Origin of the sequence: Flavobacterium aquariorum (assembly GCF_003254745.1) — a bacterium.
Lineage (GTDB): Bacteria > Bacteroidota > Bacteroidia > Flavobacteriales > Flavobacteriaceae > Flavobacterium > Flavobacterium aquariorum.
The window spans coordinates 68,384-88,698 of the sequence record NZ_QKXH01000002.1 but is presented as its reverse complement, the minus strand read 5'-3'; the positions used below and the strand labels follow the sequence as shown (position 1 = coordinate 88,698).

General features: G+C 34.5%; 13 protein-coding genes. 10 read left to right on the top strand and 3 right to left on the bottom strand.

Going from position 1 to position 20,315, the window contains the following annotated elements:
• Positions 1-92 precede the first annotated feature (92 nt).
• From DOS84_RS02955 to DOS84_RS02940, 4 genes are all read left to right on the top strand, one after another.
• Entirely contained in the window at positions 93-1,187 is a 1,095-nt protein-coding gene (locus DOS84_RS02955; protein WP_111408631.1) for an efflux RND transporter periplasmic adaptor subunit, read from the top strand.
• The gene (locus DOS84_RS02950; RefSeq protein ID WP_111408630.1) at positions 1,187-2,443 is read left to right on the top strand and encodes an ABC transporter permease; all 1,257 of its coding nucleotides are present in this window, start codon (positions 1,187-1,189) and stop codon (positions 2,441-2,443) included. Before DOS84_RS02955 ends, DOS84_RS02950 begins: the two co-directional genes overlap by 1 nt.
• A gap of 2 nt (positions 2,444-2,445) precedes the next feature.
• Positions 2,446-3,126 (top strand): ABC transporter ATP-binding protein, encoded by a 681-nt coding sequence (locus DOS84_RS02945; protein WP_111408629.1) that lies wholly within the window; start codon positions 2,446-2,448, stop codon positions 3,124-3,126.
• A gap of 263 nt (positions 3,127-3,389) precedes the next feature.
• On the top strand, positions 3,390-3,875 hold the full coding sequence (locus DOS84_RS02940) for a hypothetical protein (RefSeq protein WP_111408628.1): 486 nt from the start codon (positions 3,390-3,392) through the stop codon (positions 3,873-3,875).
• 80 nt (positions 3,876-3,955) lie between these two features.
• Here DOS84_RS02940 and DOS84_RS02935 read toward each other — a convergent pair whose 3' ends face one another.
• Complete coding sequence (locus tag DOS84_RS02935) at positions 3,956-4,525, bottom strand: pentapeptide repeat-containing protein (RefSeq protein ID WP_111408627.1); 570 nt, start codon at positions 4,523-4,525, stop codon at positions 3,956-3,958.
• A gap of 431 nt (positions 4,526-4,956) precedes the next feature.
• On the opposite strand from DOS84_RS02935, the gene DOS84_RS02930 reads away from it, so the two are divergent.
• The 5 genes from DOS84_RS02930 (at position 4,957) to DOS84_RS02910 (ending at position 12,521) form a co-directional block, all read left to right on the top strand.
• Positions 4,957-5,352: a hypothetical protein gene (locus tag DOS84_RS02930; RefSeq protein WP_111408626.1), complete on the top strand. Its 396-nt coding sequence runs from the start codon at positions 4,957-4,959 to the stop codon at positions 5,350-5,352.
• A gap of 174 nt (positions 5,353-5,526) precedes the next feature.
• Positions 5,527-6,609: an efflux RND transporter periplasmic adaptor subunit gene (locus DOS84_RS02925; protein ID WP_111408625.1), complete on the top strand. Its 1,083-nt coding sequence runs from the start codon at positions 5,527-5,529 to the stop codon at positions 6,607-6,609.
• Positions 6,610-6,700: 91 nt separating this feature from the next.
• On the top strand, positions 6,701-9,871 hold the full coding sequence (locus DOS84_RS02920) for an efflux RND transporter permease subunit (RefSeq protein ID WP_111408624.1): 3,171 nt from the start codon (positions 6,701-6,703) through the stop codon (positions 9,869-9,871).
• A complete protein-coding gene (locus DOS84_RS02915; RefSeq protein WP_165830387.1) occupies positions 9,861-11,291 on the top strand; it encodes a TolC family protein in 1,431 nt (476 codons plus the stop codon). The genes DOS84_RS02920 and DOS84_RS02915 overlap by 11 nt, the downstream gene beginning before the upstream one ends.
• 351 nt (positions 11,292-11,642) lie before the next feature.
• Positions 11,643-12,521 (top strand): hypothetical protein, encoded by an 879-nt coding sequence (locus DOS84_RS02910; protein WP_111408623.1) that lies wholly within the window; start codon positions 11,643-11,645, stop codon positions 12,519-12,521.
• On the opposite strand, the gene DOS84_RS02905 is transcribed toward DOS84_RS02910, so the two are convergent.
• Positions 12,504-16,172 carry a metallophosphoesterase gene (locus DOS84_RS02905; RefSeq protein ID WP_243636310.1) on the bottom strand — a complete coding sequence of 1,223 codons (3,669 nt, stop codon included), beginning with the start codon at positions 16,170-16,172 and terminating at the stop codon, positions 12,504-12,506. The genes DOS84_RS02910 and DOS84_RS02905 overlap by 18 nt on opposite strands.
• Positions 16,173-16,559: 387 nt before the next feature.
• On the opposite strand from DOS84_RS02905, the gene DOS84_RS02900 reads away from it, so the two are divergent.
• Complete coding sequence (locus tag DOS84_RS02900; protein WP_111408621.1) at positions 16,560-17,732, top strand: Pycsar system effector family protein; 1,173 nt, start codon at positions 16,560-16,562, stop codon at positions 17,730-17,732.
• On the opposite strand, the gene DOS84_RS02895 is transcribed toward DOS84_RS02900, so the two are convergent.
• On the bottom strand, positions 17,729-20,098 hold the full coding sequence (locus tag DOS84_RS02895) for a GAF domain-containing protein (RefSeq protein WP_111408620.1): 2,370 nt from the start codon (positions 20,096-20,098) through the stop codon (positions 17,729-17,731). The genes DOS84_RS02900 and DOS84_RS02895 overlap by 4 nt on opposite strands.
• Between the last annotated feature and the right edge of the window lie 217 nt (positions 20,099-20,315).

Below are 20,315 nucleotides of genomic sequence, written 5' to 3'. Positions count from 1 at the left end.
TAAGTATTTGATAATCATTGTTATTTTGCGTTTTTTTATGTTGTATATTTATATCTGTTTTGAATGTAAATGGGCGTCAAAAAAAATAAAAGATGAATTTCAGATCAATACTTATTTTCGGTTCTGCTTTTTTTCTGATGGTAGCTTGTTCCAAGAAAGATGATGGAGAGATTAAGCCAACTTTAGGTGATGTAACTGAAAGTGTTTATGCATCAGGAGTGATAAAAGCAGAAGGACAGTATGTTGTTTATGCCACCGTAAATGGGAATTTGCGAAAAATAGACGTAACGGTTGGACAAACAATAGATGTAGGTCAAAAGCTATTCGAATTGGACGAAGAAACAGCAAATTTAAACACTCAGAATGCAGAATTAGTTTATAAACTCAGTCAGGAAAAGAATCAATATACAAAAGACCGAATTGCCGAAATTGAAATTAAAATTGAATCTGCAAAAAATAAAATGCTCTTGGATGAATCTATCCTGAAAAGGAATAAAAGGGTTAAGGAGTTAGAATATATTTCGGATGTTGAATATCAAAGATTGGAACTCTCCTATAAAAGTTCAAAGCTTGAATATGAAGCTGGGATTAAGCAATTGGCAGAACTCAAACAGCAATTGCAAAATGAAGAAAATAGAAATAGCAATACTCTAAAAATCAATCAAAAAAACCAAAGCAATTTTACTGTTAAAAGTGCTTTCTCGGGGAAATTGTTTGATATAATGGTTCGAGAAGGAGCTTATATTACACCTCAAATTCCGCTAGCGACCATTGGCAAATCCAACTCTTTTTTATTGGAGTTGGAGGTGGATGAAAACGATATGGCTAGGGTGATTCTTGGACAAAAAGCCTTTGTTACAATGGACAGTTACAAAGGAGCCGTTTTTGAGGCAATAATTGATAAAATTTATCCAATTATGGTTGAACAATCCCGTACGTTCAAAATTGAAGCCCATTTTGTAAAACCACCTTCCAAACTTTATCCAAACCTTACTGCAGAAGCGAATATTGTTATAAAAACCAAAAAGAATGTTATTACAATTCCAAAGAATTATTTGATTGAAAACGAGTATGTCCTTGTGAATAAAAAGGAAAAACGAAAAGGAAAAACAGGCTTGAGCGATTATCAGAAAGTCGAAATTTTGGAAGGACTAAAACCAGACGAATCTATTTATAAACCCGAATAATGAACTTTAAACTCATATTAAACATAGCGTTGCATTTACTTCAGGCAAGGCTCAAGCAAACTATAGTTGCTGCCATCGGCGTAACTTTTAGTATCGCTATGTTTATTGCGTTGGTTAGTTTTATGAATGGACTTAATAAACTACTTGACGGACTGATGCTCAACAGAACCCCGCATGTGCGTTTGTATAATGACATAAAACCAACCGAACATCAGCCGATAACTTTGGCAGAAGCTTATCAAAAAAACACAAATTTTATTCGATCCATTAAACCAAAAGATATTGGAAAATCGATTTACAACGGAAAAGCCATTATTTCTTATTTAAAAAAAGATTCGCGCATTATTGATGTGGCACCAAAAATTACAAGCTCGGTTTTTTTTAATTCTGGAACAATTGAAATTTCCGGAGTTATCAACGGAATAGATGTCTTGTCTGAAGAAAAAATATTCAGAATTAGTGAATACATTATCGAAGGAAAAGTGACTAGCTTGTTGCAAAATAACAGCATCATTCTAGGGAAAGGCCTGGCAAATAAAATGCTGCTTACCGTTGGGGATATTGTCAAAATTACTTCACCAAATGGAAATTTGACTTCTCTTAAAATAGTTGGAATTTCTCAAATGGGGATTTCAGATGTCGATGATGTGATGAGTTATACTTCATTGGGGACTGCCCAAAAAATATTGGGAGAACCTACCAACTATATTACCGATATTCAAATTCAATTGCACGACAAAACAATAGCGCCCGAACTTTCAAAGGAATTTCGACATAAATTTAATCTGGATGCAATTGATTATAAAACAGTCAATTCACAATTTGAGACCGGAAGTAAAGTTCGAAATGTCATATCCTATGCCGTAGGGATTGTTTTATTGATAGTGGCCGGTTTTGGTATTTATAATATTTTAAACATGATGATTTATGAAAAAATGGACAGCATCGCGATTCTAAAAGCAACTGGTTTTTCCGGTAATGATGTGAAGTGGATTTTTATCTCGCTTTCCTTGATTATAGGATTTGTGGGAGGAATGTTTGGGCTTTTGTTCGGGTTTGTTTTTTCCTCGATTATAGATGTGATTCCTTTCAGAACAAGTTCTTTGCCCACTATTACAACTTATCCTATTTATTATGATAGTGTTTTTTATGTTATCGGGATTGTTTTTGCCTTATTTACGACCACAATTGCGGGCTATTTTCCTGCCTCAAAAGCCAGTAAGGTTGATCCGGTAGAAATCATTAGAGGAAAATAATTATGGAGAATAATAAAGTATTGGAAACCATAGGGCTAACGAAGTATTTTTATGATCCTGTAAAATTCAAAGTGTTGACCTCAATTGATTTGAGTATTGATCATGGCGAATTTGTTTCGATTGTTGGGAAGTCGGGTTGCGGAAAATCGACACTATTGTATTTACTTTCTACTATGGATACTGATTATGAAGGGCAAATATTAATTCATAATGAACTTGTGACAGGAAAAGCAGATAAAGTTTTAGCACAAATTCGGAATGAAAATATTGGTTTTGTATTCCAGTTTCATTACTTGTTGATTGAATACAATGTTTTAAGAAATGTAATGTTACCAGGAATGAAATTGGCAAAATATTCAGAACAGGAATTAGAGCATCGCGCACTGGAACATTTAAAAATATTAGGGATGGAAGACCAGGCTCTAAAAATGCCAAATCAATTGAGCGGGGGTCAAAAACAAAGGGTTGCCATTGCTCGCGCTTTGATTAATGATCCATTGATAATAATGGGAGACGAACCAACGGGAAATTTAGACAAGAGAAACAGTGACTTGGTTTTTGATATTTTTAGGGAATTGACAGTAGAAAAAAAGCAAACCCTACTCATTGTTACCCATGACACTGATTTTGCCAATAAAACGAATCGAATTATTACTATGGAAGACGGTAGGATTGTTTCTTGATTTATTGGTCATTAGGTTTCTTTGTCAGGATTATTACAAACATGAAAACTCATCTGTAAAATCGTAAATACATCAAAATTATCATCGAATTACCAAATCAGATCTAGATAGTGATCCTTCATTTTATATATAGAAGCAACTCTTTTTTTGATAATTTTTCAATATAAATGTTTTAAAATAATGATATAAACAACTGGAATTCTTAACTTTATGTATTATTTAAATGATTGTAAATACGAATTTGTAACCTAAAATATAATGCTATGGAATCTCAAATTGCAATTTATGACACCCACGAAAAAGCGGTCAATGCCATTAAGGTGTTAAACCAAGAGAATTTTCCTATGGATCATGTTTCGTTGTTGGGTAAGGCAGAAATAATAGAAGACCATATTCACATCAAATCTCTGGATACCATTAAAAAAACTCCGGCATTGGTTGGAATGGGTGCGGGAACGTTGATTGGATTACTCTCCGGTATTGGTGTTTTTGCGATTCCCGGTTTCGGTTTTTTGTATGGAGCGGGTGCTCTTATAGGAATCATTGCGGGACTTGATTTAGGCTTGGTTACCGGTAGTTTTATATCGCTTTTGGCATTTACGGGAATTAAAGAAGAAGAGGTGGTAAAATGCGAACAACATCTCAAAGAAGGGAAATTTATGGTAATCGTAAAGGGAGCCAAAGAGGAGATTGAAAAAGCCAAACACATTTTGCATACCGAAGGAAACCACCTTGAGTTTATCAGTTAGAAACTTTAGGGGGTGAATTGTTATTAGTTCCTTTAACAGTTTGGAGTGTCGAAGGAAAAAGGAACTTTTTTTGAAAAAAATTACTTTACGATGATACCATGTTTGTAAAGCAAACCTTTTAGGCCTTCCACTGAAAAAATAGCTTTCTTCAATTTGGTAGCTTTTGGGTCAATGGTGTAATTGTAACTGGTCTTAAAATTGGCTTTGTTTGCTATAGCTTTGGCAAATTCGGAACGGTATAAGTCACAATTGTCAAATAGTGTTTCGGTCAAATCTGCAGCCATAAAATCCACAGCAATCAAACTGCAATTGATAAATGGAGTTCCTTTTATTTTTAGGGCATAAAATTTAGAAAAATCCAATATACAGTCATTAAATCGCACTTCAAAAATAAGTTTGTTGCACATCGCAAAATTAACTTCCTTAATTTCGCAACGATTGAATGTCACAGTTCTCAAAGCCACATGATTGATTTTACCTTCGCTAAAAATACAGTCATTAAAAACACAATCAATGAAAGTCACATCCATAAAATTACTGGCCGAGAAAGTACAGTTATTAAATGTGCAACATTCAAATTCCTTAAAATTAATTTCATCAATGCCGTAAGTGTGGTTATTGTATTCGATATCTAGGAAATATTCTGGCATCAAAGAATTTTAATTTCGGCAAAGAAACGAATTTCTATTGCTTAAATTGATAGAACAACAATAAAAAAGGGTATTTCTCAAGATTCAGTTTTTTAGGAGCAGAACATTCCGTAAACAACAATATTAGTCCCGCTGTCCATTGTATTCCGTCTCGTTGAAAAAACGAGACGGGATGCCATTTCCATCGGGGCTAAGGAACACATTTAGCTATTCTGACAACTTTACCAAAAATAAATCGTTGTCATAAGAAAATTGGAACCAATAATTTATTTTGTAGGTTTTTAATGATTAATTTAATATGAAATTATTGTTAACATAGTATAAAGTATTTGAGGTTTTAAACGAAAGAAAACGTTTTCGTTGATTTTTATTACTTTTGCCTACTAAAAAAATGTTTTTTTATCTCAATCTTTTATTATTTTCGCACCCAAATGAGAGTAATTATAAATTTTATATGTCTGTGTATTTTGCTGCTGGGTGGTGGACAACATCTCCATGCCGATACACATCCTAATGGGATCTGTGACTCTCCTTCTTGGGATTTTGTAAAAAAACAACATGTAAAACTTAGAACTGCAGAACCTGGCAGTGTCTTAATAGAAGATGCTGACACGGATTTGGACGAAGAATTTCACAGTAGTGATAATCTAAATAAGAGTGGTGCCAATAAAACTGTAACCGTAAAACATAATTTGTTAGACGGTTGGTATTTGACATTCTCCAATGAGTTCATTTTCAAGGATTACTCCAAACAGTTTGAAAACTTCGCGCCCAATTGCGCCCATTCCAATCCTATTTACCTAAGAATAGGAGTTTTAAGAATTTGATCTATACCCTACATCAGTTGCCAAAAGTGTGATGATGTATACCTCTTGGGGGTATATGAATTTTTTTTAAATCTTGTATAACGGTTCACATCTCACATTGGTAACTGATGGTCTTTTATGTCTAAAGGAATTTCTGTATTCCATCTATTTAATTGCTTAATTACCATTTTTATCATGAAGAGAATTATCGTGTTCACGGGTTTAATTACCCTGTTGTCCCTAGCTAGCTGTACAACAAAAAAAGAAGAAAAAGAAGAGGATGTAAAGTTTACGGTTACCAATCCGGTACAAATTGACACTTCTTTTACAAAACAATATGTATCACAAATTCGTTCTATTCGAAACATTGAGATCCGCGCACAGGAAAAGGGATTCCTGCAAAATATTTATGTTGACGAAGGTCAGTTTGTAAAAGCGGGTCAAGTTTTGTTCCGAATCATGCCAAAAGTATATGAGGCCGAATTACTGGGAGCGCAGGCAGAAGCCAAAGCCGCTGAAATAGAACTACAAAATGCCAAAACCTTGGCCGATAAAAATATAGTTTCAAAAAATGAACAAGCTGTTGCCCAAGCGAAGTTGGATCAGGCAAGGGCCGAGGTGGCATTGGCAAAACTTCATTTATCATTTACCGAAATCAGAGCTCAGTTCGATGGAACTATCGACAGAATCCCAAAGAAACTTGGAAGCCTTATTGATGAAGGCGAGTTGCTTACAAGTCTTTCTGATAACAGTCAGATGTTTGCTTATTTTAATGTTTCTGAACCTGAGTATTTAGATTATGAAACCAATGTTAAAGGCAGAGCTCAAAACAAGGTAGGCTTGCTATTGGCTAATGGAAATACATTTAAAGACAAAGGAAATGTTGAAGTTATCGAAAGTGAATTTGATAATGAAACAGGAAATATTGCCTTTAGAGCGCGATTCCCTAATCCAGGCAAATTGTTGAAACACGGAGAAACTGGGAAAGTATTGATGGATGTTCCTCTTCCTAATGTGATTGTTATTCCACAAAAAGCTACTTATGAAATTCAAGACAAAAAATATGTTTTTGTTGTGGACAATAACAATGTTGTAAGTTCTAAAGAAATTACAATTAAAGGAGAAATTCCAGATTTGTATATGATTGATGGTGGAATAACAGTAAATGACAAAATTTTGCTGGAAGGAGTTCAGAAGGTTAAAGACAACGATAAAATTCATTATAAATATATAGCGCCCCAAGAAGTTATTACTCATTTGCGATTAAAAGCAGAATAGTTATAAGTAATCAGTTTGCAGTATTTAGTAATCAGTATTCATTTACTATGTAAAAAATGAATTTGGTTTAATCATAAAAAAATAGAAACAAATGTTTGATAAATTTATCCAAAGACCTGTTATGTCGATAGTGATATCGCTTATAATTGTCTTTTTAGGGGTGTTGTCGGTGATGAATTTGCCAATCACCCAATTTCCGTCAATATCACCACCAATGGTGAATATTACTGCTGATTATCCAGGTGCTAATGGGGAATTGATGATTAAATCGGTTGTTATTCCTTTAGAAAGAGCATTAAATGGAGTTCCGGGAATGAAATACATGACTTCCGATGCAGGAAATGATGGCGAGGCAAGTATCCAAGTAGTATTCAACTTAGGAACTGATCCTAACCAAGCTGCTATTAACGTTCAAAACCGTGTAGCTTCGGTTACGAATAAGTTGCCACCATTAGTGGTTAGAGAAGGTGTTAAAATTACCCGTGAAGTTCCTAGTATGCTGATGTACGTTAACCTTTATAGTACAGATAAAAATACCGACCAAAAGTTTTTGTACAATTATGCCGATATCAATGTACTGTCCGAATTAAAAAGGGTAAACGGTATTGGATCTGGGGATATTTTAGGAACACGTGAATATGCGATGCGTATTTGGTTGAAACCTGATCGTATGTTGGCTTATAAAATTTCTGCAGATGAGGTAATGGAAGCATTATCAAGTCAAAGTTTGGAAGCTTCACCTGGAAAAACCGGAGAAGCATCTGGAAAACGTTCCCAAGCATTCGAGTATGTATTGAAATATTCTGGAAGGTTTACCACCAAAGAGCAGTATGCTAATATTATATTGAAATCAAATCCAGACGGTGAAATTTTGCGTTTGAAGGATGTCGCCAATATAGAGTTTGGTAGTTCGATGTATGATATTTATTCGAACTTAAATGGTAGGCCGTCTGCAGCAATCGTACTAAAACAATCTTTTGGAAGTAATGCCAATCAAGTTATTGAAGATTTGAAGGCTAAATTAGAAACCATCAAGAAAAAATTCCCAAAAGGAATGAATTACGAAATTTCGTATGATGTTTCTAAATTCTTGGACGCTTCCATCGAAAAAGTAATTCATACTTTGATTGAAGCTTTTATCTTGGTAGGATTGGTCGTATTTCTTTTCTTGGGTGACTGGCGTTCTACGGTTATCCCTGCTATTGCTGTGCCAGTTTCGTTAATTGGAACTTTTGCATTCATGCAATTTTTTGATATTTCACTAAACTTAATTACGCTCTTTGCATTGGTTTTGGCCATTGGAATTGTCGTCGATGATGCCATTGTGGTTATCGAAGCTGTTCACGCCAAGATGGAAGAAGAACATCTGTCGGCGTTAAAAGCGACTAAGAAAGCGATGCACGAGATTTCGGGTGCTATTATTGCGATTACATTCCTGATGGTAGCTGTATTTATTCCTGTTACGTTTATGTCTGGTCCAGTTGGGATGTTTTACAGACAATTTTCTATTACAATGGTAACAGCGATTGTTCTTTCGGGAGTTGTGGCATTGACATTAACGCCAGCTCTTTGTGCGATGATGTTGACAAATAATCATGGAGTACCTAAAAAGAAAACACCTGTAAATAGATTCATAGATGGGTTTAATAATTTATTCAACCTTACTCAAACTAAATATCAAAATGTACTTGAAAAGATAGTAAATAGAAGAGCAGTTACTATTGTAGTGCTTTTAGTATTTTGTGCAGGAACATGGTTTGTAAGTAGTACGGTTCCGTCTGGATTTATTCCAAATGAAGATCAAGGGATGTTTTATGCTATTATTCAGACGCCTCCAGGATCATCATTAGAAAGAACAAACGATGTTTCGGTGAAATTGCAAAAAATTGCCGAAAAAGTTGAAGGTGTACAATCAGTTTCTTCATTGGCGGGTTATGAAATTTTGACCGAAGGTACAGGATCTAATTCAGGAACTTGCTTGATCAATCTTAAGGACTGGAGCGACAGAAAGCAATCTGTTCAAGAGATTATGACAGAATTGGAAGAAAAGTCGAAAGATATTCCAGGTGCTAATATCGAATTTTTCCAGCCACCAGCGGTACCAGGATATGGAGCTGCGGGAGGATTTGAGCTTCGTTTATTGGATAAAACGGGTTCAGGCGATTACAAAAAGATGGAAAAGATTAATAATGATTTTGTAAAAGAACTGAATAAACGTCAGGAATTATCTAATGTATTCAGTTTCTATAGTGCCAGTTTTCCTCAATATATGATGAAAGTAGATAATGACTTGGCACAACAAAAAGGGGTTTCCATTGAGAATGCGATGAATACCTTGTCTACGTTAGTGGGAAGTAACTACGAAATCAGTTTTATTAAATACGGAATTAATTATAAAGTTATTGTTCAGGCGGCGCCAGAATATCGTGCCTTACCAGAGGATATTTTAAAGCTATACGTGAAAAATAACCGTGATGAAATGGTTCCTTTTTCAGCTTTTATGAAATTAGAAAAGGTGTACGGGCTATCGGAAATTACCAGACATAACATGTACACTTCTACTGAGATTAGTGGTGCTGCGGCTCCAGGATATAGTAGCGGAACTGCCATTAAAGTTATTCAAGAGGTTGCTGCTGAAAAATTACCTAGAGGGTATGATATTGACTGGGCAGGTATTTCTGCTGATGAGGTAGCACAAGGGAACCAGGCTATTTGGGTTTTTCTTATCTGTTTAGGTTTCGTTTACCTAGTTTTAGCTGCTCAATACGAAAGTTTTATACTACCTTTTTCGGTGATTCTATCGTTACCTGCAGGAATATTTGGCGCTTTTCTTTTGCTGAAATTTACAGGCTTGGAGAACAATATTTATGCTCAGGTTGCCATGGTAATGCTTATTGGTTTACTGGGTAAAAATGCCGTTTTGATTGTCGAATTTGCTATTCAGCGACATGCAGCGGGAAAATCGGTGTTCGAAGCAGCTATGGAAGGTTCAAAAGCCAGGTTCCGACCTATTTTAATGACTTCATTTGCTTTTATCGCAGGTTTGCTTCCATTAGCATTTGCAACAGGGCCAGGTAAAATTGGTAACAGAACCATTGGTACTGCAGCAGCAGGAGGAATGTTGATAGGAACAATATGTGGTGTATTTATAATCCCTGGATTGTATTACATTTTCGGAAGAATAGCTGAAAGATTTACCTATGTAAAAAATCAAAAAGAAAATCCATTAACTGAAGAATTTGACGATAATCATGCAAAATAAAAAGTCATTTAAATATATTATCCCGTTAGGTATTTGCCTAGCGGCGGTAAGTTGTACTCCAGCTTTAGCTCCATTGGCAGAAACTAAAGCAGTTCCAGAATTTTATGGAAAGAGTACAGACACGACCAATACCTCGACTACTCCTTGGCGAAATTATTTTAAGGATCCAAATCTGGTGAATTTGATTGACACCGCCTTGAAAAACAATCAGGAGTTGCAAATCACTTTGCAGGAAATAGAAATTGCAAAGAACGATATTCGTGTGAAGAAAGGTCTTCTTTTGCCAAGTGTTGGCGTTGGGGCAGGAGCAGGGATAGAAAAAGTGGGTAGATATACCAGTCAGGGAGCTGGAGATGCTTCAACTGAAATACTTCCTGGTAAGGAAATGCCAGACCCGTTGGGAGATTTGAAAATTGCTGCTTATGCGCATTGGGAAGTGGATATCTGGAAAAAACTGCGCAATTCAAAGAAAGCAGCAGTGAGTCGATATTTATCTACTGTTGAAGGTAAAAACTTTGTAATAACTAATCTTATTTCTGAAGTTGCTGATTCGTATTACGAATTGTTAGCTTTGGATAGTCAATTGGATATCGTAAAACAGAACATTGCATTACAAAGTAATGCTTTGGAAATCGTAAAAATTCAAAAGGAAGCATCAAGAGCAACTGAATTGGCCGTTCAAAAATTCCAGGCTGAGGTCTTGGCTTCCAAAAGCATGGAGTTTGATATTCTTCAAAATATAAAAGAAACGGAAAATAAAATCAACTTTTTGCTAGGGCAATATCCGCAAGAAATTAAGAGAGATAAATCTAGTTTTGTGAATTTGTTGCCTTCTGAAGTTAACTCAGGGGTTCCGTCCCAACTTTTAGCTAACCGCCCTGATATCAAACAGGCCGAATTAGAGTTGGAAGCTGCAAAATTAGATGTTAAAACAGCTCGTGCTGAGTTTTATCCTTCGCTTGACATAACTGCAGCTATTGGTGTAAATGCATTTAAACCGTCCTATTTGTTTACGCTTCCTGAGTCATTGTTGTATTCATTAGCCGGAGATATTGCAGCTCCTTTGATTAACAGAAATGCTATTAAAGCGGAGTACAGTTCGGCCAATGCCAGACAAATTCAGGCTTTGTATAATTATGAGCGTACGATCTTGAATGCGTATTTAGAAGTTTCAACTCAACTTTCCAAAATCAATAATTTGGAAAAAAGCTATGATTTAAAATCCCAACAAGTAGCTGCTTTGAATCGTTCAATCGATGTGGCAGGAGATTTGTTTAAATCAGCCAGAGTAGATTATTTTGAAGTCTTGATGACACAGCGCGATGCTTTGGAATCCAAACTTGAATTGATAGATACTAAAAAAGAACAACTAAACGCCTCGGTCCTTGTTTACAGAGATCTAGGTGGTGGATGGAAATAATGTGGTTGTTATAATTGTGATTAAGTCCCAGACAGGTAAAAGTGTTTGGGACTTTTTTTATGGACCAATATTATGTGTAATTGAATTTTAAGGAGCAGAACATTTTGTAATCAACGATATCAATCCTGCTGGATTCCCCAATTCTAAACGATATCTTGATTAAGAAATTATAAAGGAACGAATTGTAGTTTTTTGCGAAATAGCGCAATCGAGCAGTATGACTAAAATTGAAGCTAGAAACCCAAACCGAGAGGATGGGGCTTTATGATATAAAAATATCAATGATTATCATTCTATTAATTGAAAATGGTAAGCTATTATGAGTTATTTTTGTGTTCAGTCAAGAAATCTATGAAAAATTCTCTCTCTATTGTAATTGCTTTTATTTTGATAGCCTGTCAAAACGGTTCTGAAACAATTGCGGTACTTTATAGTTTACCAAAAAAGCTAAAAGAAGTTTCCGGGATTATTTATACCGAAAAAAATAATTTATTCTGGACTTTGGAAGACAGTGGCAATGACAATAAAATCTATGGGTTAAATGCCAAAAATGGCACAATCGAGAAAACGGTAACTATCGAAAATACCTTAAATATAGATTGGGAAGACATTACAAAAGACAAATCAGGAAATCTGTATATAGGTGATTTTGGTAACAATGACAATGTTCGAAAAGATTTATGCATTTATAGAATTGATAAAAATTCGTTAAATCACAAGAATGCAATTCCAGCTTATAAAATCTCATTTTCCTATCCTGAACAAAAAATGTTTCCGCCCAAAAAGACTGCCTTATTCTTTGATGTGGAAGGTTTTTTTGAATATAAAAACAATTTTTACCTCTTCACCAAAAACCGAAGCAAAGGATTTGACGGCACCGTTTTAGTATATAAAATTCCAAATAAAGCGGGCTCCCACCAAGCCGTTTTAATCGGGAAATTAAAAACATGCGACAACTATAATCATTGTGCAATTACTAGTGCTGCCATTAACCCCGATGCTTCCAAAGTAGTTCTTTTGACCCATGATAAAATTGTTCTGCTGGAGAATTTTAAAGGAGATGATTTTCTAAAAGGAAAACAGTCGCAATTGAAATTAAATCATTTTTCGCAAAAAGAAGCGATTTGTTTTAAGAGCAATGAAACTTTGATTATTGCTGATGAAAAGACCAATAAAATTGGCGGAAAAGTCTATGAAGTGAATCTTTCAAAGCTAAAAGCCATACCCTAAACCAAAAGTAATTCTGGCACGGTCATCGGTACCTTTGAAATAGGTAATTCGTCCTGTAATTACATTGAGGCCATTTATCCATATCCCGCCACCAATAGATTGATGCCATTTATGGGAGTCCTCGCCATCTAGCCAAACTCTTCCATAATCATAACCTCCTAAAATTCCGTACGACATCGGTATAATACTCTTTTTAATTTTGCCGATGTTCCAACGTAGATCTGTACTTTGGTAGAAAGAAGATTTGCCCAAGAATCTTTCGTTTCTGAAACCTCTTAAATCATAATCACCACCTAAAGTTGCGCCTTGATAAAATTCGAAATTATTATTGAACAATACTTTAGATTTAAGAATAGTAGCCAAAACAAGCTGACCTTTGGGGTCAATTTTATGGTTGAAATTAATTTTTGCGTCTAAGGCCGGAAAATTGGTTTGTGTATGATCCACATTCATTTTCCAACTGCCCGCCACCGAAAATCCAAATCCCATTGTCGGTAGCGATGGAACATCATAATTCTCAAAACTATATTTGATTATGACTCCCACGTACTGTTGGTTATCAAAAACATTTGGATTTACAGCTCCAGGCATGTTGATAAAACGATCGGTAGTTTCTTCGACTCTTATTTTTTCAAAAGTGGTGGCAAGATTAATTTCACTTCCATAGCGACCAGTTTTTTTGATGGATGGTGCTGCTTTTAGCGTTCTCAATCGAACCCGATTGTAATCCATTCCATAAAAATCATCATTGTTTACGGTTTCGTTTCCATAGCCAAAATAATTAATGGTGAAGTTAGGACTCGTGAATTTTGATTCTAGTTCGAAATCCCATTTGCCTAAAGTTTTTGGAAAATAGCCGTTATAAGTAAATTCATAACCGCTGGTGGCAAATAAATAATTGGCTTTTAATAAGTGTCTTTGGGTGTATGGATATTGATTGAATTTGTTTACCGTGTAGCTTGCCACGATGCCTAATTTCACACCATCATCTGGATTGTAGCCTCCAAAAGGGAATCCTGCAAAAGCATTGTATTTTACTTTTTCATAGTTATAAAAATTAGGCTCGTAATCATCGGTCAAAAAGGTTTTGGTTTTAGAGTCCAAAGTGTAACTGTTCGGTTTGGATTTAAAATCATATATCTTTATTTTTTTTCCGTTTTCAACAGTATAGCTGTCTTTATTTTGTCCGCCTATCAACCGAATTTTTATATCCGATTTAGGGTCTCCTTTTACTTCAAATACATCATCGTCATCCAAACCATAAATCCAAATGTTTTTGGTTTTAGCTGCAGTGAAATTTTTGGTGTAAAGCAATTCATCACCTTCTTTTTTGAGTCTGTAAACTGCAATTTCTGTGTTGTTTTTTGAGGTATGGACAATAGTGAATTTGTCTTTTTTATCTGTTCCAACAATCAGAACCGTTTTTTGTAACACTCTATAGTATTCTTTAGCATAGTTTTGAAGTTTCGTTTTTCTTATTTTAAGTTTGCGTTTAATGTCTTCGATCGTTTCGTCTTGGACTTCTTTGGGTAAATTAGTAAAAGCACCATCAATGTCGGCATCCGAAAGATGTTCTTGAATGTATTTGGCCTGTGCTATCCATTCCTTTTCATCAGCTGTTTTTAGGAACGCAATATCTTGTGGATAGGGTTCACGGTTCAGCCATTTTACATTTTTTATATCCTCTTTAAATGTTTGTTGATGGCGTAACGCCGGCATATTCATTAATAACGATAACAGAGCTCCATCATATTTGGTAAAGGCTTGATCTCGATCTCTCGGAATGGGTTTGTACACTATTTTTCCATCCTCTTTGTATTCGCCCCAGCGCCATTGATCACTGTGTCGGTCCCAATCACCAATAAGCATATCAAATAATCGGGCTTTAATATATTCGGGTTCATCAATGGTGTATTTTTCATCTTTATGCAAATTTTTCATGACATCATCGGTGCTGATTATATCTAATGGATTTCCGAGACTTTTTGTGTTTTTTTGATTGCCGGATAATTGTTCTTCCACTAGATACAGTTCATCACCAAAATTATAATTGAAACCTTTTAAAATAGGTTCTTTTGGAATATAATATAAAAGAGGATTGGTATGTGCAACACCAATTTTGTCTGCTAAATTTCCAACAGCCAATGGAGTGTAAGGGTGGGAGGTGGTGTAAAAATCAAACAAAAAACCTTCGGCATAAGTGTCATCAAACTGATTTAAAACAAACTGATCTTTAAAAACCACTGATTGCAGAAAGCGGGAGGTGCTTTTTTTGAGGGCACGCATTACATATTCTTTACCATTGTCATCAACCAGTCGCAATGATTTTGATTGGTGTCCGCCACCTTCTCTTGTAGGTTTGACTCCGCCAAAAAGGGTGTCCAAAGTGGCCGTTTTGGCTTCAATTGGCAAACTATAATATTTTCGATAATGTAACCCAAAAAGGAATTTATGAAAGATACTTTTTCGAGTCATCTCATTAGAATAAATCGAGGTTGTAGTTGTTGTGGCAAATTTTGTGGGTAATTTTTTTGGTGCAACGGTATCTCGAACTTTTATAATGGTTTGCTCCAAAAGTAGTTTTTCCTGTTGGTTTTCATTTCCATAAAAGGAAACTTTGGTTTCTCCGTTTTTATATAATGTCAATGTTGCATAGCCATTTCCTCCGTACGAAAAATCATTTGGATTCACAGCCTTTGCAGCTTCTGATTTTGAACCGGCACCGCTAATGATCTGTCTGATATTGTTTTTGCTTAGGTATTGTAAATTATGGTCATGGCCCGAAACTACAATGACATTTCTTTGGTTTTGCAAAAGTGTTTTCACTCGTTTTGTAAAATTGAGATATACTTTATTTTGGATATCCTGCGGATAGATACCCGATGTTTTTCGCGTCAAATTGAGTAGAGAACCAATAACTGGCAATGGAATTTTTTGCTCTAAAGGGAAGAGTTCTTTTTCCATTGAAAATTGCCCTCCGGTGGTTCCGTTGCTCATCAGCGGATGATGAAGTGCAAGGACTATCGTTTTGTCTTGATTTTTATTTAAAATACTTACCAGTTCATCAAAAAAATCTTCACGGGTTTTGATGCTGCAATCATCATTTATAGTTGGATATTTGTCCCAATCTTCTAGAAACCATTGACTGTCGATAGCAATTAAAGTTATGTTTTTGTCAATTTTTAACTCTTCTAAACCACAATTTTTTTGAGGCAAAAAAGCTTTTTTATCATTGAGATAATTCGTTACAAATTTCGCTTGACGCTCTAAACCAGCAGTTCCGTTGTTCCAATCATGATTTCCTGGGATGAAAATGGTTTTTCCTTTGAAATTTTTGGATAATTCTAACTGTTTTGTAAGTTTGTTTTGAGCCTCTGCATATTCTTCTGGGAAAACGCCACTCGGAAATCCGTTAGGATAAATATTGTCGCCAAGAAACAATAACGTACTTTTTTTATTTGAATTTTCTAACCTTTTTTGAAGCAATGAAAATGTTTCTTTGGCTTTTTCTTTGTTAGGACTTCCGGCGTCCCCAACTAAGAAAAATGTGTGTGCAATTTTTGAAGAATCTGTTTCATTTTGGATGACATGATTTTCTAGGTTTTTGCCATATTGGGCTTGGTGTGTAGCACAAGATTGAATAAGCAACATTAAAAAAAAGAAGCTTAAAATTATTGAACAGTTTTTTGAAAACAATATCATGATTTTGTATTTAATATTATTTTGATTATCCAGTAATCAAAAACTAGTATGTTCTTACCTATATAATTTCAAGAATCATACCTTTTTTAATAAGGTTTAACAATAGGCTTATTGCGTATTTTATTATTTTAAATTTAGCGAAATGTCGAGTTTTTTAATAATTTTTAAACGAAATTAAGAAAATGTATTTAAAGGTAATTGATTAATCGGCCTTACTTTTAAATTCAAACCTATAAAATGTGGAAAACCAAAAATTACATAAATTTTTGTTTATTCTTTGGCATAAAATGAATTTCAAAAAACAATTTCATAAATTAGACGGATAAAAACTAATGTATGACTCTTGTAAATCAAGTTCAGGATTTTGTTTCCCATTTAATGGAAAGTAAGCTCTCCAGTGTATATACGTATCATAATTTTGATCATACAACAGGTGTTGTCAATGCTGTAAACAGATTGTGTGATGAAGAAAAAATTTCTCTTTTGGATAGAGAGATTTTACTGATAGCCGCTTGGTTTCATGACACAGGATATGCAAATGGTTGTACAAAACATGAAGATTCCAGTACCGAAATCGCAACACATTTTTTAAAAGAAAAAGGAAAGTCCGAGGAATATATTGCCAAAATTTCCGATTTAATCAAAGCAACAGCCAAAGAATATGTACCTCAAACTCTTTTGGAAAAAATAATAAAGGATGCGGATTATTATCATATTCTGAATGATGATTATATTTTTGAATGTGAAGGTTTAAGAAAAGAATGGGAAAATATAGAAGATAAAGTGTTTACCGATATTGAATGGGCCAAAGAAAATGAATTCTTTTTGTCAAAAGTTCACCAATTTTATACACCATATGCGATTGAAAATTGGCAGCCCTTAAAAGAAAAAAACATAAAACGACTTCGAAAAAAAATAAAAAAAATGAGTAAAGAATTACCCAAAGAAAATAAGCAAAAAATAAAAGAAGAAAAACCGGAGCGAGGCATTGATACTTTGTTTCGAGTTACTTTAGGCAATCATACTCGTTTGAGCGGTATTGCCGACAGTAAGGCTAATATTTTGCTCTCTGTAAATGCGATTATTATTTCGATAGCACTCTCTACATTGATTCCAAAATTGGACAGCCCAAAAAATGTGCATTTAGTTATCCCGACTTTTATTATGTTGATGTCTAGTGTAATAACCATTATTTTTGCCATTCTTTCGACACGGCCAAAAGTGACCAAAGGGGTTTTTACCAAAAAAGATATTGAGGAGAAAAAAGTGAATCTCCTTTTCTTTGGTAATTTTTACAAAATGCCTTTGGAGGATTATAAATGGGCGATGAACGAGATGATGAAAGACAGGGAATATCTATACAACTCAATGATTAAGGATTTGTATTATTTAGGAATCGTTTTGGAGAAAAAATACCGATTATTGCGAATTGCCTATAATATTTTTATGATTGGAATTGTGCTTTCAGTAATCGCTTTTGTATTGGCATTCAAAACAATTAGTGGTTAATTCTGTTCATTCAATAAATCTTGGTAAGTGTTGTTTTGGACGTAGCTTTCGAGGTTATTGTTAACTACTTTTACCCTAAATGCTCTCAGTCCTGAAACGCCTTGAAGTTCTTCAACTTCAAATTGCTCAATGTTGGGTTCCAGTAAATTTTTGAATTGTAGGTATTTGATGTATTTCAAATATTCGTTTTCTTCAGCATTATGAGAATAAACGATGGTAATTTTTTCCTTTTGGGTGATTCGTTCTTTGGTTCCTTTTATATTGGCTTTATCAATTCGTTTTTTGACCACTTCATATCGGGCATTGTAAGTTCCATCTACATCAAATCGTTTTTCGTCCATTCTAAATCGAATAGAAATAGGAGAACTGAATACCAAAATCAACGAAGTAACGTCCAATTCATATGGTAAAGTTGCTTTGAGTTGGTGGTGTTCTATTTCCATTTCGCATAAAGTTTGCAGTTGCCACAATCTTAGATTTTGCAAATAAAGCGCGTTAAATGGCTTTGTTGGTGCAATCGATGCACCAATATAGAGGTTGTGTTCTACACCATCGGTTTTAAATCGTTCGTAATAATGTGGATAGATCAGTTGGGCTTCCACTTGTTTTTTATCCAATACTGCGGCTAGTTTTTTATTGATGACGGACATTGCATTATCAAACTGCTTCCGCGATTGATAAAACATTCCTGTTTTTTCGTCCAAGCTTTCAAAATAGTTTTTCGTAGCTCTTCCACTTTCAATATCCATTTTAGTGTTTTTCAGGATCGGGTGAATTTCAGTTTCGATATAATTCTGAATTTGTTGCTCAGTGTCTGCTTTTAATGACGATTCAAGCTGTTGAGCAAATGATTGCAGTTCGAATATTCTTTGTTCCAATAAAACAAGACTTTCATTTGATTTTTGCTTTTCAAGGAGTTGTATAAGAGTGGTTAATTGGTTTTTCAAATCCTCTTTTACCGTTTCATTTCGATGTTCGGAGGAACCTTTAATGTCAATTTGCCCATAAAGTGGGTAGACTTCTTTAAATATGATTTCTTTGAAAATATAATCTTTATTGGGACTGTTTGTTTGGTAATATTTGAGCGCTTCTCGTCTAAATTTCCAATATACGCTGGAATGAATGGCTGTATATTCTCTTTGTATAATGGCTTCAATCTGGTATTGCATATCGGTTTTATACCTTTCTAATGTATCGATGAGATAGGGTAAAATCAATTCTAAATTTGTTGCATTGATGGTGTTGAGTTCCTTTGGCTTTGCCGAGACCAATTCTATAATTCCAAGTATGTTGTTGTCTTTTATGACAGGGGAAAAAATACAGCTCCGGATATTTTGATCTAATAAGTATTGCCCGAGTTTTTCATTTCCGGAAATTTGTGCAAATTGCTCTGTATCACCAATTATTATTGACTTTTTTTCTTCTAAAATAGCTTCAAGTGAACAACCGTAAATAGTATTTTTACAATCAATTTCCTCTAGTCCGTTTAATATGAAACTTTTCATTTCTTTCTCTTCATGAGACGGGGTTGTGAATTTTTCTTCTTCCTCATTGTATATGGTGAAACCAATTCTCAAATCGGAAATTTTAAAAATAGATCTAAAAATGGATTCAAAATCCAAGTTTGATTTTGTTTTTGAGGATTCGGACTTTAAAAGATTACTCTTTAAGTTGGATATAGCATTCTCTCTTGTAACATCGATAAGACTTACAATTCCAAAACCTTTTAGAATCCAGCTTTCGATAGGGAATTTTGCTTTCCACAATTTAATGTTGTCGTAGTTATTCATCAAAAGATCTATGTCGTCTTGAGAAAGGTCGGGTGCATTTTTAGTTGGGATAATTTCTATAAAATCAGCATTATACAAAATGCGGTAATGGTTCATGATACCATCTGCGCTGGGAATATCATAAAATAAAGGTCTGTTGAAGTCAAAATGCTGACCATAATATGCGTTTAAAATTAAGATACAATTAAAAATATAAAATTGATTCTCTTCAAAATCACGTATTTCCATGTCAAATGTCATCCCTGCATTTTGAAGAATTTTTTTAAACCTCTCTGTATAATTAAAAGTGATGTTCTGAAACGGAATGCTAATCGCCTTAATCTCGTTGTGCGTTAATGCGGTAGGGAATAGGTCTGCGAGTAAATTGTGTATTAGTGTTTCATGTTGCCTGATAAATCCCAAATCTTCAATCCCATCTCTGAATTCAGGGAAAGGCGCTATTTCTTTCAGCAGTGCTTTGGCATAATTGGAGCGGTAATCTACATTGGTTGCAGCAATTTCCTCTAAATTTTCTATCAATTTATGAAATGAAATTAGGGTTTTGAATGGACTTTCTGTAAATGAATTAGTGCTCATATTTGATTCGGTAAGTATGACAGTAAAATTACAAATAAAGTGATTTGATTTTCTATTTTTAGTTTAATGTTTTTTGAGAATACTTTAGTGAAAAAAGTATAAAGCAACGGATATGTTTATTGGTCCTTGTCAAGTTTTCTCATGGAAATAGTTATTTGGTACAAAAAATCGAGTTAAAAAAAAACACCAGCGAAAGCTGGTGGTTTTTGGATAGGAA

Coding starts and splice junctions, on each gene's coding strand:
- DOS84_RS02955 (WP_111408631.1), top strand. CDS start 93: ATGAATTTCAGATCAATACTTATTTTCGGTTCTGCTTTTTTTCTGATG.
- DOS84_RS02950 (WP_111408630.1), top strand. CDS start 1,187: ATGAACTTTAAACTCATATTAAACATAGCGTTGCATTTACTTCAGGCA.
- DOS84_RS02945 (WP_111408629.1), top strand. CDS start 2,446: ATGGAGAATAATAAAGTATTGGAAACCATAGGGCTAACGAAGTATTTT.
- DOS84_RS02940 (WP_111408628.1), top strand. CDS start 3,390: ATGGAATCTCAAATTGCAATTTATGACACCCACGAAAAAGCGGTCAAT.
- DOS84_RS02935 (WP_111408627.1), bottom strand. CDS start 4,525: ATGCCAGAATATTTCCTAGATATCGAATACAATAACCACACTTACGGC.
- DOS84_RS02930 (WP_111408626.1), top strand. CDS start 4,957: ATGAGAGTAATTATAAATTTTATATGTCTGTGTATTTTGCTGCTGGGT.
- DOS84_RS02925 (WP_111408625.1), top strand. CDS start 5,527: ATGAAGAGAATTATCGTGTTCACGGGTTTAATTACCCTGTTGTCCCTA.
- DOS84_RS02920 (WP_111408624.1), top strand. CDS start 6,701: ATGTTTGATAAATTTATCCAAAGACCTGTTATGTCGATAGTGATATCG.
- DOS84_RS02915 (WP_165830387.1), top strand. CDS start 9,861: ATGCAAAATAAAAAGTCATTTAAATATATTATCCCGTTAGGTATTTGC.
- DOS84_RS02910 (WP_111408623.1), top strand. CDS start 11,643: ATGAAAAATTCTCTCTCTATTGTAATTGCTTTTATTTTGATAGCCTGT.
- DOS84_RS02905 (WP_243636310.1), bottom strand. CDS start 16,172: ATGTTGCTTATTCAATCTTGTGCTACACACCAAGCCCAATATGGCAAA.
- DOS84_RS02900 (WP_111408621.1), top strand. CDS start 16,560: ATGACTCTTGTAAATCAAGTTCAGGATTTTGTTTCCCATTTAATGGAA.
- DOS84_RS02895 (WP_111408620.1), bottom strand. CDS start 20,098: ATGAGCACTAATTCATTTACAGAAAGTCCATTCAAAACCCTAATTTCA.